Source organism: Gluconobacter japonicus, assembly GCF_002723975.1.
Lineage (GTDB): Bacteria > Pseudomonadota > Alphaproteobacteria > Acetobacterales > Acetobacteraceae > Gluconobacter > Gluconobacter japonicus.
In genome coordinates this window covers 1-21,149 of sequence record NZ_BEWO01000013.1, presented here as the reverse complement: position 1 = coordinate 21,149, position 21,149 = coordinate 1, and the positions used below count along the sequence as shown (strand labels likewise).

21 protein-coding genes are annotated in these 21,149 nt (G+C 53.1%); 8 read left to right on the top strand and 13 right to left on the bottom strand.

Annotated features, from left to right (window positions below):
- Window positions 1-182 precede the first annotated feature (182 nt).
- Together GJA01_RS09925 and GJA01_RS09920 are read left to right on the top strand one after the other, a co-directional pair.
- Window positions 183-1,088, top strand: coding sequence for a DMT family transporter (locus GJA01_RS09925; protein ID WP_062503305.1), 906 nt, complete (start codon window positions 183-185; stop codon window positions 1,086-1,088).
- 3 nt (window positions 1,089-1,091) lie between these two features.
- Window positions 1,092-1,433, top strand: coding sequence for a hypothetical protein (locus GJA01_RS09920; protein ID WP_062503284.1), 342 nt, complete (start codon window positions 1,092-1,094; stop codon window positions 1,431-1,433).
- Here GJA01_RS09920 and GJA01_RS09915 read toward each other — a convergent pair.
- Window positions 1,424-2,350, bottom strand: coding sequence for a LysR family transcriptional regulator (locus GJA01_RS09915; protein WP_062503285.1), 927 nt, complete (start codon window positions 2,348-2,350; stop codon window positions 1,424-1,426). The genes GJA01_RS09920 and GJA01_RS09915 overlap by 10 nt on opposite strands.
- Window positions 2,351-2,452: 102 nt before the next feature.
- Here GJA01_RS09915 and GJA01_RS09910 point away from each other — a divergent pair, with 102 nt between their 5' ends.
- From GJA01_RS09910 to GJA01_RS09900, 3 genes are all read left to right on the top strand, one after another.
- The gene (locus GJA01_RS09910; protein WP_062503286.1) at window positions 2,453-3,277 is read left to right on the top strand and encodes a DODA-type extradiol aromatic ring-opening family dioxygenase; all 825 of its coding nucleotides are present in this window, start codon (window positions 2,453-2,455) and stop codon (window positions 3,275-3,277) included.
- A 37-nt stretch (window positions 3,278-3,314) separates the two neighbouring features.
- On the top strand, window positions 3,315-3,917 hold the full coding sequence (locus GJA01_RS09905) for a YceI family protein (protein WP_062503287.1): 603 nt from the start codon (window positions 3,315-3,317) through the stop codon (window positions 3,915-3,917).
- A 97-nt stretch (window positions 3,918-4,014) separates the two neighbouring features.
- The gene (locus tag GJA01_RS09900; RefSeq protein WP_062503288.1) at window positions 4,015-4,620 is read left to right on the top strand and encodes a glutathione binding-like protein; all 606 of its coding nucleotides are present in this window, start codon (window positions 4,015-4,017) and stop codon (window positions 4,618-4,620) included.
- A 75-nt stretch (window positions 4,621-4,695) separates the two neighbouring features.
- Here the strand turns inward: GJA01_RS09900 and GJA01_RS09895 are convergent, their stop codons facing one another.
- Both GJA01_RS09895 and GJA01_RS09890 read right to left on the bottom strand, forming a co-directional pair.
- On the bottom strand, window positions 4,696-5,025 hold the full coding sequence (locus GJA01_RS09895; RefSeq protein WP_062016674.1) for a hypothetical protein: 330 nt from the start codon (window positions 5,023-5,025) through the stop codon (window positions 4,696-4,698).
- 134 nt (window positions 5,026-5,159) lie between these two features.
- Complete coding sequence (locus GJA01_RS09890) at window positions 5,160-5,573, bottom strand: RcnB family protein (RefSeq protein ID WP_062503289.1); 414 nt, start codon at window positions 5,571-5,573, stop codon at window positions 5,160-5,162.
- 278 nt (window positions 5,574-5,851) lie between these two features.
- On the opposite strand from GJA01_RS09890, the gene GJA01_RS09885 reads away from it, so the two are divergent.
- Window positions 5,852-8,044, top strand: coding sequence for a TonB-dependent receptor (locus tag GJA01_RS09885; protein ID WP_172794458.1), 2,193 nt, complete (start codon window positions 5,852-5,854; stop codon window positions 8,042-8,044).
- Between the two features lie 15 nt (window positions 8,045-8,059).
- Here the strand turns inward: GJA01_RS09885 and GJA01_RS09880 are convergent, their stop codons facing one another.
- The 5 genes from GJA01_RS09880 to GJA01_RS09860 form a co-directional block, all read right to left on the bottom strand.
- Window positions 8,060-8,623, bottom strand: coding sequence for a TetR family transcriptional regulator (locus GJA01_RS09880; protein WP_255312270.1), 564 nt, complete (start codon window positions 8,621-8,623; stop codon window positions 8,060-8,062).
- A 71-nt stretch (window positions 8,624-8,694) separates the two neighbouring features.
- The gene (locus GJA01_RS09875; protein WP_062503292.1) at window positions 8,695-10,374 is read right to left on the bottom strand and encodes a SulP family inorganic anion transporter; all 1,680 of its coding nucleotides are present in this window, start codon (window positions 10,372-10,374) and stop codon (window positions 8,695-8,697) included.
- A gap of 62 nt (window positions 10,375-10,436) precedes the next feature.
- Window positions 10,437-12,335, bottom strand: coding sequence for an acetate--CoA ligase (acs, locus tag GJA01_RS09870; protein ID WP_062503293.1), 1,899 nt, complete (start codon window positions 12,333-12,335; stop codon window positions 10,437-10,439).
- A 149-nt stretch (window positions 12,336-12,484) separates the two neighbouring features.
- The gene (locus GJA01_RS09865; RefSeq protein ID WP_062503294.1) at window positions 12,485-13,045 is read right to left on the bottom strand and encodes a 5' nucleotidase, NT5C type; all 561 of its coding nucleotides are present in this window, start codon (window positions 13,043-13,045) and stop codon (window positions 12,485-12,487) included.
- Window positions 13,046-13,165: 120 nt separating this feature from the next.
- A complete protein-coding gene (locus GJA01_RS09860) occupies window positions 13,166-13,579 on the bottom strand; it encodes a hypothetical protein (protein ID WP_062503309.1) in 414 nt (137 codons plus the stop codon).
- Window positions 13,580-13,966: 387 nt separating this feature from the next.
- Here GJA01_RS09860 and GJA01_RS09855 point away from each other — a divergent pair, with 387 nt between their 5' ends.
- Window positions 13,967-14,923 (top strand): ribokinase, encoded by a 957-nt coding sequence (locus GJA01_RS09855; RefSeq protein ID WP_062503296.1) that lies wholly within the window; start codon window positions 13,967-13,969, stop codon window positions 14,921-14,923.
- Between the two features lie 45 nt (window positions 14,924-14,968).
- Here the strand turns inward: GJA01_RS09855 and GJA01_RS09850 are convergent, their stop codons facing one another.
- Genes GJA01_RS09850 through GJA01_RS09835 form a run of 4 tightly spaced genes read right to left on the bottom strand, consistent with a single transcriptional unit; the run spans window position 14,969 to window position 18,428 of the window.
- A complete protein-coding gene (locus GJA01_RS09850; protein ID WP_062503298.1) occupies window positions 14,969-15,541 on the bottom strand; it encodes a PqiC family protein in 573 nt (190 codons plus the stop codon).
- A complete protein-coding gene (locus tag GJA01_RS09845) occupies window positions 15,538-16,500 on the bottom strand; it encodes an MlaD family protein (protein ID WP_062503300.1) in 963 nt (320 codons plus the stop codon). The genes GJA01_RS09850 and GJA01_RS09845 overlap by 4 nt, the downstream gene beginning before the upstream one ends.
- Window positions 16,500-17,273, bottom strand: a complete 774-nt coding sequence (locus GJA01_RS09840; protein ID WP_010502619.1) for an ABC transporter ATP-binding protein — start codon at window positions 17,271-17,273, stop codon at window positions 16,500-16,502. The genes GJA01_RS09845 and GJA01_RS09840 overlap by 1 nt, the downstream gene beginning before the upstream one ends.
- Before the next feature lie 3 nt (window positions 17,274-17,276).
- On the bottom strand, window positions 17,277-18,428 hold the full coding sequence (locus tag GJA01_RS09835; RefSeq protein WP_062503311.1) for an MlaE family ABC transporter permease: 1,152 nt from the start codon (window positions 18,426-18,428) through the stop codon (window positions 17,277-17,279).
- 209 nt (window positions 18,429-18,637) lie between these two features.
- Between GJA01_RS09835 and GJA01_RS09830 the strand changes: the two genes are divergently transcribed.
- Entirely contained in the window at window positions 18,638-19,540 is a 903-nt protein-coding gene (locus GJA01_RS09830) for a S1/P1 nuclease (RefSeq protein WP_062503302.1), read from the top strand.
- 37 nt (window positions 19,541-19,577) lie between these two features.
- Here GJA01_RS09830 and GJA01_RS09825 read toward each other — a convergent pair whose 3' ends face one another.
- Entirely contained in the window at window positions 19,578-20,981 is a 1,404-nt protein-coding gene (locus GJA01_RS09825; RefSeq protein WP_061929420.1) for a diguanylate cyclase, read from the bottom strand.
- Window positions 20,982-21,149: the final 168 nt, after the last annotated feature.

Here is a 21,149-nt window from a genome sequence, read left to right as displayed (position 1 = left end):
TCTTCAGGAAGGAAACGGAACAGGACAGACCATGACGCGGGCATAGTCTGCGTCGGAGGTTCGCCTGTATAACGGTTCCCGGAAGCTGCTGGCAAACCGGATCTCTCTTGTCCTTCTTTCAGGCGTCCTGTCATAATGAGGGTGACTTCCCCGATGGGGTTCATATTTGCTACGGCATGGTAATGACAAATTCAGTTGGTCGCTTCCTTTCCCTGTTTGTAGCTGTCGCCATTCTGTCGTGGGCCAGTGCCTACCCGGTTGTGCGGATCGCGCTGCATGACTTCGCTCCTATCCCTCTGGCTGCGTTGCGCTACGCGATTGCGGCGGTCATGGCGGCAGGATGGCTTCTCTGGAAACGACCCGCTCTTCTGCGCCTCTCTGACGTTCCTCAGGTTCTGGCCTGTGGGGTGGTTGGGATCACGCTGTACAATATCTTCTTCAACTGTGGAGAAATGACGGTTTCTGCCGGGGCCGCAAGCCTTCTCATCAGTGCGGCTCCCCTGATGGCCGGTCTGATGGCCATGGCCTTTCTCGGAGAGCGGATGTCTCTTTGGGGGTGGGCGGGGTCCATCCTGAGTTTCACAGGCGTTGTTCTGATTGCCGAAGGGCAATCCGGTGGCCTGTCCTTCGGCTCAGGGGCAACTCTCGTTTTTGGGGCGGCCGTTTGCGGGGCGCTTTACACCAATTTGCAAAAGAGCCTCATTCATCGTTACGGCGCCCTGACAACCATTGCTTATGTTCTGATCAGTGGCGCTCTGTTCCTCAGCCCGTGGCTGGCTGCTGGTATCAGCAGCTTCGTCCACGGATCTTTTGCCAGTCAGGTTTCTGTTCTTGAGCTTGGCATCTTTCCTGCAGCCATCGGATACGCGGCATGGGCCTTCGTCATCGGTCATCTGGGGGCAACACGCGGAGCTGCCCTGCTTTATCTCCTGCCCCCCGTGACAATGCTTCTGGCTTATATTCTGACCAATGAAATTCCGACGGCCCGAACCCTTCTGGGAGGAGCCATCGTCATGGCGGGCGTGGTTCTGACCAACACATGGGGCAGGCGCCCTGTCATTGCCAAAGCCGGACGGACTGCAGGGTAACAAATGCAGCTTTCTGTTTGTGTTGTGACAGATCTCGTGGAGTGGCCAGTGGCACGAAGGTCTGAGGCTGTGCTGATTTCAGATCAGGAAGATGAGGGCTGGGCAAGGCAGGTTTCGCTCCCCCCTCCATCCCCGTTTCGTAAAACTCATGGGGCAGGGTGTTCCTGCTGTTCCCGTGAGGGGCTTTCCGTCATCATGGCTCAACTGTTCCAGGATCATGTTCTGGGTGTTGGTCAGTCGTTCAGTCAGGTTGTTGTTCTCGTAAAGACCAACGAGCGTCCAGAGGTACTTTCAATGCTGGAGCAGGACGTCCTCGTGCGCGCCCGTTATCGCTTTCAGGCCTGAGGAAAAGTCTGCTCCCAAGGTGGAACTGGCGCATAGTGTTCTGCCAGAAAGTCGATCATGGCTCTGACTTTCGGGGGAACATGCGTCGAGGGGACATAGACGGCATGTAGGTCCGGTCCATCCAGAACAGGCATATCAAGGGTAAGGGGGCGTAGACGGCCGGAACGGAGCTCATCCGCCACGATAAATGTGGGCTGATACAGTATACCTTGACCTGCAAGTGCCGCCGTTCTCAGGACGTCCCCGTTATTAGCGCGCAGAGTACTGTGAATAGGGATGGTGCGCTCGCCATTCGGGCCGAAACTCCATCGTGTCGAGCCTACGGCATCACTTAATGTATAGCCCAGACAATTGTGCTGCTGGAGGTCACGGACGGTTTTCGGGGTGCCATGCTGCTCCAGATAAGATGGAGCCGCGCAAAGTGTGAAACTGATGCGGGCCAAGCGCCGGGCCTTGAGGCTGCTGGGAGGGAGATGACCAATGCGCAAGGTCAGATCCCATCCCTCCGTAATGGGGTCAACCCGACGGTCATCCACACCAAGCTCAACCGTTACAAGCGGGTATCTCCGGCTGAACTCCGGCAAAAGCGGAGCCACATGACGGATGGCAAAGGAAACCGGTGTATTCAGCCGTAGTAGACCTCGAGGCTCCAGCGCTTCGGCTGATACTTCCTGCTCCATGTCTTCGAGGTTTGAGAGCAGTATCTGGCATCGATCCAGATAGAGGCGTCCCGGTTCCGTCAGGGACAGACGTCGGGTACTGCGATGAAACAGCGCAATGCCAAGATGATTTTCCAGAGCAGAGACATGTTTGGTGACCATCGTCTGTGACAGATTCAGAGAGCGGGCCGCCGCTGCAAAACTGCCTTGTCCGACCACCCGAACGAAAACCTGCATACTGGTAAGTCGATCCAGCATCTCATACTCCGGGTGTTAGATGACTTTCCTGAAGTCAGGATTATCGTCCTGTAAGTTTGATGACAACCTCCCCATCAGCCTACGAGAAGGGGGAGACGTTGCATGGTCGACATTTCAGAGCAGACAGTCGAGGTGAAGCGCCAACCTGTGCTTTTCATACCTCATGGCGGCGGACCATGCTTTTTTATGGATTGGCCTCACGTCTGGGACCGCATGGGCGCGCACCTTCGCGGCATCGGTAAGACACTCCCACGACGTCCCTCAGCAATTGTTGTCGTGTCCGGACATTGGGAGACTGACCGTCCGACCGTCACAACGGGCAAAGCGCCACGAGTGATCTACGACTACTACGGCTTCCCGGAGCATACTTACGCTCTGCAATATCCTGCTCCTGGATCACCAGAAGTGGCGCATCGTGTGAGGCGTCTTCTGGAAGACGCTGGAATTGCGAGCGATGAGGACGATCAACGTGGCTTTGACCACGGGGTATTCATTCCTTTTCTGCTTGCCTTTCCTGAAGCCGAAATTCCAGTTGTGGAACTGTCTCTGCCACGTCACGCATCAGCCGTTGATGTCATGGCAATCGGCGAGGCGCTTGCACCTCTGCGGGATGAGAATATCCTGCTGGTTGGAACAGGTATGTCGTATCACAATCTGCGTCGTTTTCTCCGTCCCGATAAGGAAGCGGATGAACACTCCAGACAGTTTAACGCCTGGCTGCATCAGGCTGTTACTTCTTTCCCGTCACAGAGGGCTTCTGCGCTGGCTTCGTGGAAAGACGCCCCTTTTGCGAAAGACTGTCACCCTGAGGCAGAGCATCTCTTGCCGTTAATGTTTGTCGCAGGTGCCGCCCGAACGGAGCCCGCTCATCGCGATTACAATGATACCGTTATGGGAAAGGCATTGTCCGGCTTCCGTTTCGGCTGACATTTTTCTTCTTCATACTCTCAGAAAGGAACCTGTCATGAAGACAGTATTCTCCGGCGTAATCGCCGCACTTTCGATCACTCTTGCTGCCAGCAGCGCTCTTGCGGCTCCGCCGGCGGATATCAAATCCGGCACATACAAGGTCGAAGCGGGCCACACGCAGGTCAATTTCTCTGTCCTGCACTTTGGTTTCACCTATTATTCGGGGCAGTTTTCAAACGTGAGCGGCACCCTGAAACTTGACGCCGCTCATCCTTCATCCTCCAAACTCTCCGTGACTATTCCTGTTGCCAGCGTTGCAACATCGAGCAGCGTTCTGACGGATGAACTGAAAAATCCGGAATGGTTCGATGCCGCGAAGTATCCTGATGCGACGTTTGTTTCGACGCAGGTCTCACCGGTAGGCGCTGAAGACGCTGTTGTCAGCGGAAACCTTACACTTCACGGCATCACCAAGCCGGTCGTGCTGCATGTTCACTTTGTCGGTTCTGGCGTGAACCCGATGGATAAGGCCTATACAGTTGGCTTCCAGGCGACAGGCACAATCCACCGGAGTGATTTTGGGGTGAAGAAGTACGTTCCCTATGTCGGCGATGACGTGAACCTGACAATTGCCGGTGCATTCGAAAAGCAACCGTAAGCGTTGGAGGAAGAAATGACGTGAGGCTACGGCCTCCCGTCTTTGGCTTTTTTAATGGGCACGATCCATCGCATGGCTCGTGTATGAGGAGAACACCATGAAGCTTTATTACAAGCCAGGAGCCTGTTCACTGGCTGCCCATATCATTCTGAATGAAATCGGAAAGCCTTACAGTCTTGAAAAAGTGGATACAGCCACCAAAAAGACGGAAACCGGTGCTGATTACCTGCTGATCAATCCTCGTGGTGCAGTTCCCGCAATCGAGATCGAACCTGGCGTTGTGCTGACACAGAACTCAGCCATTCTTCAGTATATTGGAGACCACTCCGATATCGCGGCATTCAAGCCTGTGTCCGGGTCTCTGGAGCGCGCCAGACTTCAGGAAGCATTGGGCTTCTGCGGAGACCTTCACACCGCTTTTGGTGGGTTGTTTGCGCCGGGCCTGACACAGGATGCTGAAAAATCGGTCCACGAACAGATTCATCGCCGGATGACACAGTTTGAAGATATGCTGTCAGATGGGAAAGGGTATTGGCTGGGTGATGATTTCACGCAGGCTGATGCCTATGCGGCTGTGATCATGACATGGGCGGTTTTCAAGAAACTTGATATTTCCCATCATCGTAAAGCCTGGGCCCTGAGAGAGAAAGTGATGGCACGTCCATCCGCCAAACGTGCGTTTCAGGAAGAAGGCCTGGCCTGAGCGAAAACGCTATAAATCACGTCACAGAAAGCTGGGGTGCAAAATCCCTGGCTTTCTGGATGAAGAAGCCTCTTTCTATCGAACGCTATCGACGTGATAGCCATTGGCCATACGATAGGTAATCAGAAAATGCTTTCTGGTCTTATGGCTCTCATACCATTCTGCGGAAAAATAATTGCTTAAGGGGTGGCCATGAAGATCATAGGTTACTTTGTAGGAGACTGGATCATCACTGTCTCCGGTGATTTTTTCTATGCTGATAACTTTTGCAATGGCGACATGCGTGATCGAATCATCACCTGAGACTTTTCCCCAACCCAGAAAACCAAATACGCTTAAAGCCACGACAAGGGTGAGGGCCGAGCAGAGGCCGAGCCAGTCCTTGGCGTTAGGGGAAAGAGGCATAGAAGAACCTTCCTGAAAATATCAGATGCACATATCCAGATCACTCTTCAGGTGCATCTAAAATATTCTTTTATCAGGGCAATGGTTCGATCCGTGCAAAGGCCCGGGAGATTTTCCCCGAGCCTTTCTGTCTGTCAGTAAGGTCCAGGAGGTGGGGGCGGTGGTTGATATCCTGGAGGTGGCGGTGGCGGATGAGCGACTGCACCTCCCACGACACCGGCAATCAGGCCAGTTGCAATGGCGGTCAAAAGGTACTGGTTTCCGTACTGCATCCAGTAATAACCGCGTGGAGGCTGCCATAAGCCTTGGCGACCGCGCCAGTCGTTAATGATCCCTCCATTATTTCTTGGGCCTGTATAGCGTTCTCCTTTGCGCCATACGTGGTTTCGATCAAATGAATCCTGCCTGTCGTAACGGCCGCCATCATTGCGAAAGCCACTCGATCTGCCCGGATCTCCGCCACCACGGTACGGATCAGCCGACGCTACATTGACCGAAATGGCCAGCATCCCGCTCATGAGAACGCCAGCGATAATCTTTTTACGCATAGAACTGCCTTTCTCAACATGGTTCGGGGCGACAGAGCCGTTTTCCGAACATGCCTATGAAGAAGATATCGCGTGGGTAGCGTGGCAGTAATATGGCGTATGCCTTTATCAATGATTTCCGATTGTAACCAAGGTTCGTGTCAGACTGTGCCAGATTTGAAACACCCTGCACAAAAAACGGCCATCTCGTAAAAATTGGGATTTATATAAATTGTGGCACTCAGTGCCAAAATGTAGAAGGTCCAGAGACTCTAAGAGACAGCGTACAGGATAATGGCATGAAAATCTCGCGATTTGCGATGTGTCTTCTCGCAGGTTCGGTCATGAGCAGCGTTTCGGCTCGCGCTGCGGAGACCCAGACGAACGTACCGGAAAACTCGTCTGCTAAAAAAGCCGTGGACTCATCCAAATCTGAACAGATTACCGTCCACCGTCGGAGCGGCACTGGAACGGTCGCAGATTATCGTACGAAGGAAGCGTCTCTTGGGCCGCTGGGCACCCGGTCTATCCTGGATACTCCACTGTCTGTGATGGTGGTTCCACATGATGTTCTTGTGAATCAGCAGTCCAGAAATATCAATGACCTCATTGCGTTCGTACCTTCCGCGCAGCTTGAGATGCGTGGCGATCCGAACACCAGCCGTCCGCAGTCCCGTGGGTTCGAGGGAGATGTGATTTCCAACTCCCGGATGGATGGCCTCAATATGGTCATCACGACACCTTATGCGGCTGAACAGTTTGAAAGCCTGCAGGTTCTGAATGGCCTTGCCGGGGCCGTCTATGGTCCACAAAATCCTGCCGGGACTTTTGATTTTACCCTGAAACGGCCAACTGACCGGAAAACCGAGCGTTTCGTTGTCGGGGTGGATTCAAACGGCGCTCCGATGGAGAGCGTCGATCTCTCAGGACGTGTGGGACATAACAAGTGGTTTGGATATCGCCTTAACCTGCTGAATCAGAACGGGGAAGGATACGTCGCGGATTCCCATATGCGCCGAAATCTGGTGAGTGGGGACTTTGATATTCATATCTCCCCTCAAACCGTTATTCAGATTGACGCCAGCCAGTACACTTATGCGCAACGTGGCTATCCGGGTGGTTTTTCCTATAGCACAGCCATTCAGCTTCCAACTGCTCCTGATCTGAGCCAGAAGGGCTACGGCCAGAAGCAGGCGGGTTATAATATGGAAACCGACACCGCCCTGATGAAGATTATTCATCACTTCAACGATAACTGGAGCCTGAAACTGGGCGGCATGTGGGAAAATGCAGCTCGAAACGTCTTCAGCGTTAGCAATCAGCTGCTCAATTCATCCGGTCGTTACAACCAGACGATTTCCGCAGCAACAACAGCCAATGATTTCGTCGCAGGCAGCAACATGGCCTACCTGAACGGCCTGTTCCACACGGGGCCGTTAAAGCACCAGATCGAAGTCGGAACAAACGGTTACGTCATGGGGAATTATAACCCGACGTCGTCCACAGGAAATATTACGCTGGGGCAGGCGACCATTGGCAACCCGCGGACTATTTCCAGTGTGCAGCCTTATTATTCCGGTCGTTACAAGTCTGCCGATACCATGACGCAGTCTTTGCTGGCAGGGGATACAATTTCCCTTGGTAAGCACTGGTCTATCATGGGGACGCTTGCCTGGAGCTGGCTGAGCACGAATAACTATTCGAAAGCAGCTGTAAAGACTTCAACATACAGCAAATCTGCCGCTTTCAGTCCGATGACAAGCCTGATTTACAAGCCGGCATCCAATCAAACCGTTTATTTCACATGGGGTCGTTCCCTACAGGCAGGGACGACGGCTCCGGTCGGTGCGGTGAACGTCAATGAAGTGACGGCGCCGCTGCGTTCTGAGGAATATGAGGTCGGATACAAAATCCTTGTCGCCAAACGGCTTCAGTTGAATGTTGCCGGGTTCCGGATGTCACGGCCGTTTGGCTACACAGACCCTGTGACGTATGTGTATTCCAACTACGGTATCCAGCGGAACTATGGTGTCGAGTTTCAGGCATCCGGAAATATTACGGAAAACCTGAGTGTTCTCGGCGGTATGACGTGGCTTGATGCACAGCTTCTCAATACGGGCGTTGCCAAGACGTCTTACAAGCAGGTTGTTGGTGTGCCGCCTCTCATGGCGAATGTTCTGCTGGATTATCGCCTGCCGTTCCTGAAGGGCGGTGCGGTGAATGCAAATGTTCATTACATGGGCCGTCGTGCTGCAAATGTTTACAATACAACCTTTGCACCGTCTTACGTGACGCTTGATCTTGGTGCCCGCTACGCAACACATGTTTATCAGCAACCGCTGGTTTTCCGCTTCGGGGTAAATAACGTGACGAACCAGACTTACTGGGCGTCCGTTTATCCTTCCAGCATCAATGGGGGTGGAACGGCGACTAATTCTGCCGTTGCAGGCCTGCCAAGAACTTACCACTTCTCCATCGAACTGGACCTTTAAGCCGTAAAAGTCCTCTCAGCCCAAACTGAGAGGACTGTCCTCCATCCAAAGAAGTGGATGAAAAGTAAAAGCGCGGCGAAGCAGATCTTCAAGATCAGCTTCGCCTTCCGTCTTCATCCATTCATCAACAGCAGTGCGATATGTCGCAATGGCTGTGCGAGCAATTAATCGTGCGGCGAGAGAGGGCATATAGGTGGGGGGAAGGCGGGCCATCAGGGCCTTAGCCAGTGCTTCTTCCCACTCTTCGTATTTCTGCAAACTGACGCTGCGCAACGCTGGTTCATGTTCCAGAAGCTGAACCAGAGCATAAGCATATTCCCTGTTTGCCGTAATGCGATGGACAACAGGGAGAAGCGCCAACAGAACCATATCCTGCAAAGAAGCATCCGGGCTGGCGGATGCGATTGCATTCTTGAGCGCCTCTGTCATCTCGCTGGTCCAGGCAAGGATAATGTCCCCTTTGCCCGAGAAATAACGGAACAGGGTTCGACGCGAGACATTGGCCGCTTCTGCAATCTGCTCTACCGATGTCTCCTCGTAGCCCTGCTTCGAGAACAGTCGCAGAGCTTCCCATGCCAAGGCTGTGGCCGTCCGATCTTTTTTACTTTGTCGGCGCGTAAGGTCTTTTTTATCGTCCTTCTGACCATCCATCATGGCGTCGGAGAACTTTGCTCTGATTGGGAGAGCCACTGTCGGGCAGAGGCCAGAGCGGTATGAAGTTCCTCAAACAGGTTCTCAACGCCAATCACACCAATGAGGCGATGACGGTTCATGTCTGCTTTTAGCTCAGGACTGACGCGTCCAAAAAACATCCTCACTCCCCGCAGGTTCAGATTTTCAAGGAGAGATCGCAAATCCTCCGCAGCCGAATAATCAATATCCGTAACCGGGCTACACTCTACCACAATACATCGCACAGGATGAGGGGCATCGTTCACAAGGGTTAGAATGTCTCGGCTGAACCGGGCCGAGTTCGCATAGAACAGGTCTGCACAGAAGCGGAAGACGATCAGGCCAGGCTGAGTTTCAAGGCCGCCTTTGGCAGGAACGGACTCAAGCGTACCGTTCGTTCCAAAAGGCTGAAGCACGGCCGTATGAGGCGCATAGCTGTGCCGGACGTGCCGAAAAAGCGACAGGGCAATCGCCAGAAGAATACCCTGCTCAACGCCTGAAACCAGAACAACGATTGCAGTTGTCAAAGCGAGCCAGAATTCACCGGGGCTTTCACGACGGATGGCGAACAGCGTGCGGATTTCGACCATCCCGATTGCCACTATGAACACAATAGCGGCCAGAACGCATTGAGGGAGATACTGCAAGGGACCCGTAAAGAACAGGAGAACAAGCAGGGTAAGAGCCGAAAAGGTGAGTTGGGCTATCTGGCTATGTGCACCGGATCGTACGGCCATAGCCGTTTGTGTTGGACTGCCATTAACGGTGAATGTCCCGCATAATGCTGCGGCCGTATTGGCAATCCATAACCCTTTTAAATCCTTGTTCTCATCAAGGGGTTCGTTGAACCGGGTCGCAAAAGATCGGGAGGTTGCGGCACTCTGTGTGATGATCACGAAGACGCAGGACGCTGCGATCGGAAGAAGCGATACAAACTCGCTCCAGGCAATAAGCGGCACTCCAAAATGAGGAAGGCCGCCACTGACGGGCCCGAGCGTCGAAACGCCAAGATCTGAAAGCCTGGCATATTTGCTAAGCACTATGCTTCCGACGACCACACATAATGCAGCTGGAAAGCGCGGTGAAAAACGGTTGAGAAGGAAAATGACGCCAATTGTCGCAGCAGCCAGACAGATTGAAAGACCATTGGCCTGATGCAGATTGCCAAAGATCTGGACAAGTTGACGAAGGGGCGTGCGCGCATCGCTCTGAACACCCATCAGTTCATGCAGCATGGCGATCATGATTTGAGCTCCCACGCCCGTCATGAAGCCCACCAGAACAGTGCGGGAAAGAAAGTCAGCCAGAAAACCAAGCCGAAACAGGCGTGCGACAAGAAGCAGTCCCGCTACAGTAAGGGCTGTCGCACTCACAAGTGTGATGTAGTGGGCACTTCCGATCGGCGCTAAAGCGCTCAGGGAGCCGGAAAGAATGGCCGCTGTAGCAGAATCTGCAGCCACGACGAGGTGCCGGGAGGACCCGAAGAGCGCAAACCCTGCCAAAGGAAGCAGCACGGTATAGAGCCCTGTAACGGCAGGCATGGCCGCTATCCGGGCATACCCCAGAACCTGCGGAATATTGGTGAAAGTAAGGGACATTCCGGCGAGAATGTCGCTCCGCCACGTGGCGGGGATTACGATGCGCCGGAATGGCCCCATAATATTCTGCCTTTCGGATGGCTTGGCTGGACACTTATCAAGGATCCGACCAGAGGCATCAGTCAGCCCTGCACAATACGGATCAGAACGTCCACGATTTCCGGATCGGCGAGTGTCGAAAGATCGCCCAACCCGTCTGTTTCCCCACAGGCGATCTTACGCATCAGGCGTCGTACGTTCTTTCCAGAACGCGTTTTCGGTAGATCCGGGACGATGTAGACTTTCTCCGGCACCGCATAGCGCCCGACCTTGGCTGTAATGGCGCGAACCGCAAGCATTTCTAGTTCCGGATGAGACGGATCGCGTGCAACAGCATAGACGATGATCCCTTGACCCTTCAGGTCATGCGGAATGCCAATGGCAGCGCTTTCGACAATAGCATGCTCGGCAGCCAGTGCGTCTTCAATTTCGGCCGATCCGATACGATGACCGGAGACATTGATGACATCATCAACCCGCCCCGTGATCCAGTAATATCCGTCTTCATCACGGCGCGCACCATCACCCGTGAAGTAATGGCCGGGATAGGGGCGCAGGTAAGTCGTCTGAAAGAGTGCGTCGTCGTTCCAGATGGTCAAGGCTCGACCCGGCCAGGACCCATCCAGACACAAAACCCCTTCGGTCGCCCCGTCCAGAACCTGTCCTTTGTCATCTAGCAGTACAGGATGAACGCCCGGAAGAGGGAGAGTGGCAGAAGCCGGCTTTTCTTTGACTGCACCTGGCACAGGCGAAATCATGATGCCGCCACTCTCGGTCTGCCACCATGTATCAACGAATGCGCACCGGCCACCGCCAATCACGTCATCAAACCAAGACCACGCTTCCTGACTGATCGGCTCTCCAACAGTTCCCAGAACGCGCAGGGAGGTCAGGTCATATTGACGTGGCAGGTCGTTGCCTTCCCGCATCAGGGCACGAATGGCCGTTGGGGAGGTGTAGAATGTTGTAACCTTGTGGGACTGAATAACCTCCCACCAGCGACCGGGGGTCGGATGAGAGGGCATACCTTCAAACAGAAGGATGGTTCCACCGTTCGAAAGTGGACCATAAACGACGTAGCTGTGGCCTGTAATCCAGCCAATATCTGCGGTGCACCAGAAAACATCGCCCTTCTGATGATCAAAGACCAGTTCATGCGTGTAGGAGGCCCATGTCAGGTAACCACCAGTTCCGTGCACAATTCCTTTGGGCTTTCCGGTGCTGCCTGACGTATAAAGCAGGAACAGTGGGTCCGTAGAGGCCATCGTTTCGGCCGGGCAGGAGGTCTCGGCTTTTTCCAGAAGCGGGGTCAGCAGTTCATCGCGACCGGCCTGCATCGGAACGGGCTCATCCGTCACGCTAACAACGAGAACACTCCGAACGGACAGCGTCTCAGGCCGGAGGCTCAGGGCAGAGTCCATGGTGGTTTTGAAAGGGATGCGTTTTGCCCCACGTCGCCCGACATTTGCCGTGATAACCAGTGTTGCACCGCTATCGGCCAGTCGATCCGCAATGGCTTCCGGCGAAAAACCGCCAAAAAGCACAACATGAATGGCCCCCAGTCGGGCACAGGCCAACATGCCAACCACACCTTCGATAACAGTCGGAAGGTGAATCGCAACCCTGTCGCCACGAGAGATCCCGTGGTCGCGCAGGACATTGGCCATCTGGCAAACACGCGCATGCAGATCACGGTAAGTCAGGCGAACAACATGATCGGCTTCTTCCGCCTGCCAGATCAGGCCAATCTGTTCTCCTCTGCTCTCAAGATGACGGTCCAGACAATTCACACTGGCATTCAGCGTTCCGTCTGCAAACCAACCATTTCCGGTATCCTGCGCGGAGGAGGGGGATCTGATCCAGTCCAGTCGTGTGCTCTGGTTTTGCCAGTAAACTTCCGGGTTCTGCTGTGCTGCGTCTGTAAGAGCACTGTAATCGGAAGGCGAGAGGCGGAATGCACCAGAGCGAAACGGGGTGGACATAAAGGAAGCGTGCTCACAGACCAGAAGCTGAAAACGGGAGCAAAGCTGTATCGTAAACTGAGGCACAAAGCCAAAAGCAAAAAAACCAAAGCAGCTTACAATATTGTAATATTATTATCCGCGTTTCGCCGCATGGTCAGCCTGAGAACTCACTCTTTTTGAGAGTGCAGTTGGCCACTCAGATAAGAAACAGCCTCGTGCCAGTTATTGACGCGGGGAGACCACGCTACGTTCTGGTTATGAAGGGCGGAGAAAAGAACGCCCTGACCCTGAAAATTACGGAAATGCCGCACATTGTCGTCGATCAGATAGTCTGCAGCGAGAATGTTTTTATGGCCGCAAAAAACGATATTGAGTGGGGAAATAAAAGGAAAATTCTTCTGAAGCCACCGAAATTTGGGCGCACAGGATGCAGGATATTCCATCGCAGCAGTCGTAATGAAAATATCGAAATCCTGACTGAGCTGTTTCAATGCGTCTTTGGCACCAGGCATGACCGTCAGATCAGCGAAGAACTCTCCGGCATGGAGGAGTTTCTGCATGTCCTCAGCATGTTCCGGAGCGGCCAGATCTCCCAGATGTCGACCTTTTAATTCGTCATCAGTCCAAGTGTATCCATGGGTAACCTGATACCAGAGACGTTGCGCAGCAAAAGCATCCGCGATCACTTCGTCCATGTCGATGGCAATACGTAAGCGGCGGTTTCCCATGGTTCCACACTCCTGAACGGGCTTCATAAAAGAAGTTTCTCCCGTTCAGGGTCTCAGATCAATGTGGCTTTGCTCTGTTTGCAGGACAAAAGGCTGTCAGGCCAAGGCTTTGCTCCAGAACTAGCGCAGACGTCTGCCTTCCTTGATGCCATAGAAAATGAAGTGCAGGAAAAGGTCCCCTTCATATTCTGCAAGATCGGGATTGGCTGCGCGATAATCGTGCGGGCTGAAAAAACGGTTTGGCTGCCGACCCTCGCGATATCCAGATTCTCTATAATGTGTTGCGGCATCAAATCCAGCGGCTGCAACATCAGGGTATTCGCGGACATACCAGGCGCTGTCAAAAGCACAGACCATGTCGGTAAGGAAAGGGTTTACGACGGGTACTGAAACGACTTCCGTCTCTATTACTTCAACTTTTACTTCCGGCTCCTGCGCAGCTTCAACAACCGGCTCGGTTTTTTTTGTACGGGCGGAGGTTGCGGGTTTTTTTGTCGTGGAACGGGAGGTGGTCTGGCGGCTGGTAGAAGACATAACGGACAGAACCTTTTGAGCTATATCTGTTTCGAGCAGGACGCACAGCAGGTCCGTCCAGACCTCAGTGCAAAACAAGTGAATGTGTGAAGGATAGCTTAACAATGAGGGCATTAAAATGAAAATAATACTCTTCTGATAGAAAATAATATTCGAAGAGAAATGGGGAAATTTAGAAGTTTTTGAGGGGCGGATGAGATGAAATGCGTCACCCGTGGAAATGGCATGAGCAGCACTGTTTTCGGATGTTTTTTATAATGGCTGTTTGCAGATCAAAGGTGTGATGCAGGCGTTTCCTGATCACATTACCCCCGAATGATGCACGTCATGCTGACGGAAAGTCATGTGAAGTGTTAAAGAGGGGCTTCTTTTTATTGAGATGAAGCCATGTCCGACAACACACCTCTGATCCTGTCTTTTGGAAGCATTAATATTGACGTTACGGCTCGGGCCGCCCGTCTGCCGCGGCCAGGAGAGACAGTTCATGGGGAAAGCTACGCCGTCATGCTCGGTGGCAAAGGCAGTAATCAGGCTGCGGCGGCGGGGCGGCTTGCGGCCGGAGCCGGAGTGCAGGTTGCTCTCGCAGGTCGGATTGGTCAGGACGGCTTTGGTATACAGGCGCGTCAGGAACTGGAGCGCTTTGGTGTGGACCTTTCTCCTCTGCGTGAGGATGCGGCCAATCCAACCGGTATTGCCTTGATTGGAATTGATGAAAGCAGCGAAAACTGCATCACTGTTGTTGGTGGCGCAAATATGGCTGTTGATGAAACGGATGTCTCTTCCGCCGACGAGTGGTTAAGGCGCGCCAAAGTTCTTCTGCTGCAATTGGAAATTCCGCAGCTTGCGGTTCTTGCCGCGGCGCGACGTGCGCGGAGTGCTGGAGCTATTGTAGTACTTGATCCAGCTCCCGCACCGGAACACGGACTTCTGGAAGATCTTTGGCAGGAAATCGATATTCTGACGCCCAATGAGAGTGAAACATTTCAATTGACGGGTATCCGCCCTGACACTGTTGAGGATGCGGCACGCGCAGCCGAGGCTCTGCTCACCAAAGGAGTAAAAGCAGCTCTTGTGAAAATGGGGAGTCGCGGCGTGTTCTGGCATGATGGTACGCAGAGCGGATATAGCGCGCCGTTTCGGATTCAACCTGTCGATACGGTTGCGGCAGGAGACTGCTTCAATGCCGGGTTGGCGTTTGCCTTGGCGCAGGGACATACCCTCGAACACGCGGTACGTATCGCTTCAGCATGCGGAGCTCTTGCGACAACCCGGCATGGCGCGGCGGATGCAGCGCCAGAATGGAACGATGTTGTGACTTTGATGGCTGCTCAACCCGCGGAGTGAGCAGGGGCATATCGCAGAGTAGTTCGTGATCCCTGCGATATATTGTTAGAGCTGTGGAGTTGAGGCTCCGATTGCCGCGGAAAGTTGCTCAACCAAATCGCGTGTCAAAGCAACGTTCCCTGCATCCGTGACAATCGAGCCGCGGGCTGTGAAACTTGCCCGATGATGCAGGGCAGGTTTCTTCTCGTTTGTGGGAATGAAAGACCAGTCCGCTTCCAGTGTGCCCAGACCGTCTGTTGCAATATCCAGTCGTGTGACCGTGATGTTCAGTCGCGTCCCAGGCGTTGATGCTGAACTCTGCGACGTTACGAAAACGGATGGCCAAATCTGCGAGAGCCTGGCGGTGACGAGATCCGTCACTCCGCGTGACAGGCGGCTTGCCCATCGGCCATGCGGGCTACGGTCCAGAACGTCTCCGTGTCTGACAAGCATATCCTGACTATCCAGATAATCAGGCACTTGCACCGGATCGACAGTAACAACCGGCGTGGTAGGGCCAAGCGCGGTAGTTGTGCTCGCAATGGCAGGGGCGCCCAGAGTGTAGAACTGGATAGGTGCGGAGGCGCATCCGCTCAGTAGCAGTCCTGTAACGGCTAAAGAAGCAAAAGAGAGTTTCATGGGCGGCGTCCCGTCAGCAGAAGTTGCGGATTGCGTTCGACATCATTGGCAAAGCCGCGAAGTGCAGAAGCAGCAGAGGCCAGGTCCCGCAGACTTGCCTCCAGATTGGCTCTCTCAGAAGAGCGGGGGGAGGTCATGCTCTGAATATTGCTCAGGCTTTGATCCGCTCTCTGGATCATGACATTGCTGTTTTCCAGAAGTTGATGGAGATCCTTGCCGCGCGCGTTAAGTTGCTCTGATCCGGCATCGGCCAGCCTGTTCAGGCTTTTAAGTGTCTGTTCAAGTTGCGGCTGAAGATGAGTGATCAGATCTCGGCTGGCATCAACCATGTCCCGACTATGATCGGACGTGGAACGAATACTTTCGATCAATACAGGAAGATCGCGGTCCAGCCTGTCAGAAAGTTCCCGCACTGCCGCAAGGGACGCATTGGCATTATCCCCCAGTTCTTTGAGGGGAAGATTTTGCAGGGTTTGGGACATAGCCTGAATGGAAGACTGTTTGGTAGGAATTTCCGTCATCGTTGCAATTGCAGGATGCAGAACAGCGGGAACTTCCGGAGCGAAATCCAGATCAATCTCGGACGAACCTGTGACAAAGCTTTTGAGGTTCATTTCCCCCCGTAGACCTTGGGAGACGAGGTCCCTGATCGTTGGAAGGTGGTGCGCTGAATTGCTTGTCAGGGTAATATTATCGGGACGCATGGTCACATACACGGGAATGTAAGCGTCTTTTGTCTCCGGGTTGTATTCGATGACAACCTTGTCCACCGCGCCAACCTGTACACCACGAAACGTGACGGGAGCCCCGACGGAAAGCCCAGAAGACGCGCCGTGAAAAATCAGGACAGCCTTTTCCATACGGGTGAAGGGATGAAAGTTGCCGAAAAGCACAAACGCCCCAACGGCCAGCCCGATACCGCCTACGACAAAGGCACCGACAAGAGCTTGCCTGTTCATCAATTGCGTCCTTCTTCGTCACGTTCCCGATGCATGAAAGCATGGACCTGAGGTTCATCACAGTGATCGCGCAGGTCTCGTGGAGAGCCATGAGCGATGGGTATTTTGGTTTTGGCATCCAGGAAGATGCCATCGTCAGCGATATGGAAAAGGCTGGAGAGCTCATGGCTGACGATCACAATCGTCGCCCCCAGCCCATCCCGGAGATTAAGGATCAGATCATCCAGACGGGCTGATGTAATAGGGTCCAGACCGGCAGACGGCTCGTCGAAAAACAGAACGTCCGGATCAAGCGCGATGGCGCGGGCCAGACCTGCACGTTTGCGCATACCGCCACTGATTTCGGAAGGCTGAAGGTCTATGGCTTGTAACATCCCAACAAAACCAAGCTTCAGTTCAACCAGTCTTCGGATGACATCGGGCTTCAGATCCGTAAACATCTGAAGAGGAAGGGCGACATTTTCCCCGATTGTCATGGAACTCCAGAGCGCACCACTCTGGAACAGAACACCGAACCGATGATTAAGCTCGGTTCTTTCTGCTTCAGATCCATCCCAATATGGAACACCATCGACAAGATATTCCCCGGTAGTCGGACGCAGCAAGCCAATCATGCTTTTCAGAAGCGTGCTTTTACCGCACCCTGATCCACCCATAACCGCAAAAATACTGCCCTTTTTGACGTCCAGAGTAATGTTCTTCTGAATGACCTTGGGGCCGAAAGCGAGTGTGACGTCTTTCATGGAAAGAACGGTTGGTCTGGTATCGCTCATGGATCAGATCCCTACCACGTCGGCGATAACGGCAAAGATGGCGTCGATGGCGATGACGCCCACAATTCCAACAACCACGGCGCGTGTTGCGGCAATACCGACGTCTGCGGCTGATCGTCCTGCCTTTAGTCCAATGCGGCAACTGGTTAGGCCGATGAATGCCCCAAAGACAATGCTTTTCACGAATGCGAAGATGAACTGGCCAATCCCAAAGGACGTCACGGTCTGATGGAAATATCCGGCAGCCGTAATATCGAGCATTGAAATAGCCACGACGAAGCCGCCGAGCATCCCGACCAGGCAACCATAGAGATACAGAAACGGCATGGTGATGACGAGCGACAAAACGGCAGGCAAAATCAGATAAGTAGATGTCGGGATACCGAAAACATTCAGCGCGTCGATTTCTTCATTGCCCTGCATGGTTGAGATGCGGGCAGCGTAAGACCCGCCTGTTCTGCCAGCCATAATGATGGCCGTCATGACAGCCGCCATTTCACGCACCATCGCAATCCCAACCAAGCTCGCAACATAGATCCCGGCTGCAAATTTCTGGAGTTCCACAGCACCAACGAAAGCGAGAATGGCCCCAACGAGAAAATTGACGATGCCAACAATCAGCAAAGCGTAAGGGCCGGCATTCGTCGTATCGGTCAGAAGATCGACAAACCGCATTCGGCTGCGACCGCTTAACGCCAGAAAGCCGCCCTTCACCGTCATGGCGCCAAGGCTGGCAACGGTTCCGATTTCCGTCAGGCCACTCAGCGTGCGTCCGCCGAGGGCTTCCAGGAAGGGAAGACGTTTCGGACGGGGAGCAGGTTTGACCGCCGGAACATCTGGCAGAAGATCAAGTAATTGCCGCATCGGTGCCGGAAGACTCTGTGTCTCCAGAGTGATGTGCCTGTCATGACCTATGCGTTTGACGTCCCACAGGAAAGCAATAAGCCCTGTGTCCCAGCGCGCTGTTTCACGTGTATCAAATGCAAGCACACTTCCGGCCGGAGCATCGTCGAGACCATTCTTCGGAAAAGAGGGAATGCTGCCGCTGCGGGCTGTCCAGGAACCTTGCAAAGACAGAACCGGACCGTTCTCTCCCGTTGACAGCTTCCAGCTTGGAGCAGAGGCACCTTTTGTTTGTGGGTCCGACTGTTGCAAGTGTACCTCGATGTTTGGGTCAGCTTGTTCTTGTTCCTGTGTAAGGGCAGACGCGTTTTCTGAAAAGGTGTTACTGAACCGTTCGGTCATTTTAGGGTGGATAAAAAACAGCCCTCTTAGCACCGGCAACCCTGCCGGTTTTTCTTGTGAGCATTCCGCAAGAATGAGAGAAAGAAATCAGCTTTCATCTTTGATTTGAGATTTTCTCTATGCGCTCATGGATATTCCCTGCTGCTTTAGCTTGCGTTTCCGTAATTCTCAGTACTCCGCAGGCTCACGCATGGGGACCATATGGCCATGCGATTGTTGCTGACATTGCTCAGGACCGTCTGACACCGGAAGCTGCAAAGGCCGTGCAGGCTCTTCTTGCTTTGGAGGGGCATCAAACATTAGATCAGGTTGCATCCTGGCCCGATACGATCGGACATGTTCCCAAAAAGAAGGGCGGTCTCCCCCAAACATTAGTGTGGCATTATGTCGACACAGATGTTGCCAATCCGGCCTACGAACGTGAGCGTGATTGTGCGGACGGCAATTGCGTTGTTGAAAAACTTCCAGAGCTTGAAAAGCAACTGGCAGATCGTTCAGCCACACCGCAGCAGAGGCTGGATGCTCTCAAATGGGTTGTGCATCTTGTAGGTGATTTGCATCAACCCTTGCACGCGGCTGAACGCGATCATGACAAAGGCGGAAATGCCATTCGTCTTTCCTATTATGGAGAAACAGAGAACGGGCATATAAATCTTCATGCTCTTTGGGATGAGGGCGTGCTGGATCGTCAGGCTTCGCTGGTTGTGGGGCCACATTACACGATTGATTTTACCAAAGCCCGCGCAGAGGCCAATCAATTGGCTTCCACCATTACAGCAGACGAAACGACATATTGGGTTGCTGATCTTTCTGGAGGTGATCTGTATCACGCGGTAGTTGATTGGACCGACGAAAGCCATTCTCTCGCCCGTTCTATTGCTTACGGAGCTCTTCCCGAGACCAAGGCTGCAGATATACGCGATGCGTACACGTCGATCGCATGGCCAGTCATTCAGTTGCGACTACAACAAGCTGGTGTGAGGCTGGCTGCGGTTCTGAATACAGCGCTTGGTAAGGAATAAATCCAAGCGTGGCTTTCAATATCCTTCATTCTGGATGTTAATAACGTGGCAGGCTGTCCAAGTTGGGCGTTGCAATGACTGTGCAGTTCCTGCCACGTGCCTTCGCATAATACAGGGCGCGATCCGCATCCTCGATGAGATGCGTATAATCGGGGTGCCCTTCAAAGTGGGCAACTCCGATTGAAGCAGTGACAGAGGACGTGCTCCCGGTTGGCTGTGTGGAGATTTGAGTAATGTTTTCGCGAATATTCTCAGCAACCTGGAACGCACGCTGTGCATCAGTTTCTACCAAAGCAACAAGAAATTCTTCGCCGCCATAACGGAAGATGAAATCGCTCGTTCGACAGGATGCAACCAGTTTTTCCGCCACTTGACGCAAAACCGCATCGCCACCGGTGTGACCGTAACGATCATTAATTGCTTTGAAGTGGTCGATATCGATCATCAGAATACTGAAAGGAACTTGCCTCCGGATAGATTGGGCAACTTCTCTTGCCATGATGGTTGGTAAGAAGCGTCTGTTCAAAGTGCAGGTGAGGGGATCGCGGCCACTTTCAAGAGCTTCGCTTTCTTTGAAGAGATCATCCATCAAAAAACGAATTTCTTCGATTTGTGCTTGCAGTTCATGAATGCGTGTCGCTGCTGGCGGTGTTTCCAGAGCGAGTGAAGGAACCAGAACATGATCAATCCTGCGGATAGCAGTCCTGATATGTTCGATACCGCTAGTGTTGGGGAAAAGCAGACTACCCTTGTGATTAAGCCATAACCCGAAGCCGGAAGATTCTAGGAGGGGGAGGGGAGGGGGAGCGTTACAGCAAATGGACAGAAGAATTTTGTGGCCCCAGTCCAGTAGGGCGGCACGTTGCACCTCCCTTTCGAGGGTGACATCCTGTCCTAAAGTTATCAATCGATAGGCTTCATCTGTCTCGATTTCTTTTTGAAGATCTCGAACAAACTCCCGACTCATCGTCTCTATGGCGAGATCCATCATGTTCTCGACGTAGTTAATTGCTGTCGACAAGTCTTTCGAGGAGAGCGCACTGTCAAAAAGAGACTGCCTCAAAGTGCTTTTAAGAAGGCGCGCTCCATGCATGACGACGTGGAGTGGAACCCGGATCCGTGCATGGACGAGACCAATCCTGCGTTGCGTCGCAATAAGCGACGAAAGGTCAGGAGCGAGAGCTGAAAAAAGTGACAGACACCATTTTAGAAGAGCAGAGTGCAAATGATCGTTGACGATCTGGTTAGACAGAAAAGGAGAGGCTTCTGGATGATTTAAAAGCGTGGTGTAGAAAAACTCCACACCTTCTGGAGCACGTTCTTCGACGGTTTTCGCAACAATCAGACGAATTCTAGGGTCCACGGCGTCTATAATGAGCTGCCATTCCCTCTCATCAGGTGAGAGAGAAGACGTAATGGAGGGTAGTGTATCGACCGTCATCGGAGACTCCTGGAGCGAAAAACGGCTTACGAGAAAAGGGATGCGTACGATACACGCTTTGTAAGGGTGCGCTCTCAATCTCGTCTGGGGATACCGTAGAAAGCTTTTCATAGCGTTAACAGAGTGTCCTTTATCCGATCAATGAAGTGGGCGGCAAAAGGGAAAATG

What these genes read in the sequence shown, in the direction of transcription:
- GJA01_RS09905 (WP_062503287.1), top strand. Translation starts at nt 3,315, where the DNA reads ATGAAGACAGTATTCTCCGGCGTAATCGCCGCACTTTCGATCACTCTT.
- GJA01_RS09830 (WP_062503302.1), top strand. Translation starts at nt 18,638, where the DNA reads ATGCGCTCATGGATATTCCCTGCTGCTTTAGCTTGCGTTTCCGTAATT.
- GJA01_RS09855 (WP_062503296.1), top strand. Translation starts at nt 13,967, where the DNA reads ATGTCCGACAACACACCTCTGATCCTGTCTTTTGGAAGCATTAATATT.
- GJA01_RS09825 (WP_061929420.1), bottom strand. Translation starts at nt 20,981, where the DNA reads ATGACGGTCGATACACTACCCTCCATTACGTCTTCTCTCTCACCTGAT.
- GJA01_RS09915 (WP_062503285.1), bottom strand. Translation starts at nt 2,350, where the DNA reads ATGCTGGATCGACTTACCAGTATGCAGGTTTTCGTTCGGGTGGTCGGA.
- GJA01_RS09865 (WP_062503294.1), bottom strand. Translation starts at nt 13,045, where the DNA reads ATGGGAAACCGCCGCTTACGTATTGCCATCGACATGGACGAAGTGATC.
- GJA01_RS09885 (WP_172794458.1), top strand. Translation starts at nt 5,852, where the DNA reads ATGAAAATCTCGCGATTTGCGATGTGTCTTCTCGCAGGTTCGGTCATG.
- GJA01_RS09850 (WP_062503298.1), bottom strand. Translation starts at nt 15,541, where the DNA reads ATGAAACTCTCTTTTGCTTCTTTAGCCGTTACAGGACTGCTACTGAGC.
- acs (WP_062503293.1), bottom strand. Translation starts at nt 12,335, where the DNA reads ATGTCCACCCCGTTTCGCTCTGGTGCATTCCGCCTCTCGCCTTCCGAT.
- GJA01_RS09890 (WP_062503289.1), bottom strand. Translation starts at nt 5,573, where the DNA reads ATGCGTAAAAAGATTATCGCTGGCGTTCTCATGAGCGGGATGCTGGCC.
- GJA01_RS09920 (WP_062503284.1), top strand. Translation starts at nt 1,092, where the DNA reads ATGCAGCTTTCTGTTTGTGTTGTGACAGATCTCGTGGAGTGGCCAGTG.
- GJA01_RS09845 (WP_062503300.1), bottom strand. Translation starts at nt 16,500, where the DNA reads ATGAACAGGCAAGCTCTTGTCGGTGCCTTTGTCGTAGGCGGTATCGGG.
- GJA01_RS09900 (WP_062503288.1), top strand. Translation starts at nt 4,015, where the DNA reads ATGAAGCTTTATTACAAGCCAGGAGCCTGTTCACTGGCTGCCCATATC.
- GJA01_RS09925 (WP_062503305.1), top strand. Translation starts at nt 183, where the DNA reads ATGACAAATTCAGTTGGTCGCTTCCTTTCCCTGTTTGTAGCTGTCGCC.
- GJA01_RS09910 (WP_062503286.1), top strand. Translation starts at nt 2,453, where the DNA reads ATGGTCGACATTTCAGAGCAGACAGTCGAGGTGAAGCGCCAACCTGTG.
- GJA01_RS09895 (WP_062016674.1), bottom strand. Translation starts at nt 5,025, where the DNA reads ATGCCTCTTTCCCCTAACGCCAAGGACTGGCTCGGCCTCTGCTCGGCC.
- GJA01_RS09860 (WP_062503309.1), bottom strand. Translation starts at nt 13,579, where the DNA reads ATGTCTTCTACCAGCCGCCAGACCACCTCCCGTTCCACGACAAAAAAA.
- GJA01_RS09875 (WP_062503292.1), bottom strand. Translation starts at nt 10,374, where the DNA reads ATGGGGCCATTCCGGCGCATCGTAATCCCCGCCACGTGGCGGAGCGAC.
- GJA01_RS09840 (WP_010502619.1), bottom strand. Translation starts at nt 17,273, where the DNA reads ATGAGCGATACCAGACCAACCGTTCTTTCCATGAAAGACGTCACACTC.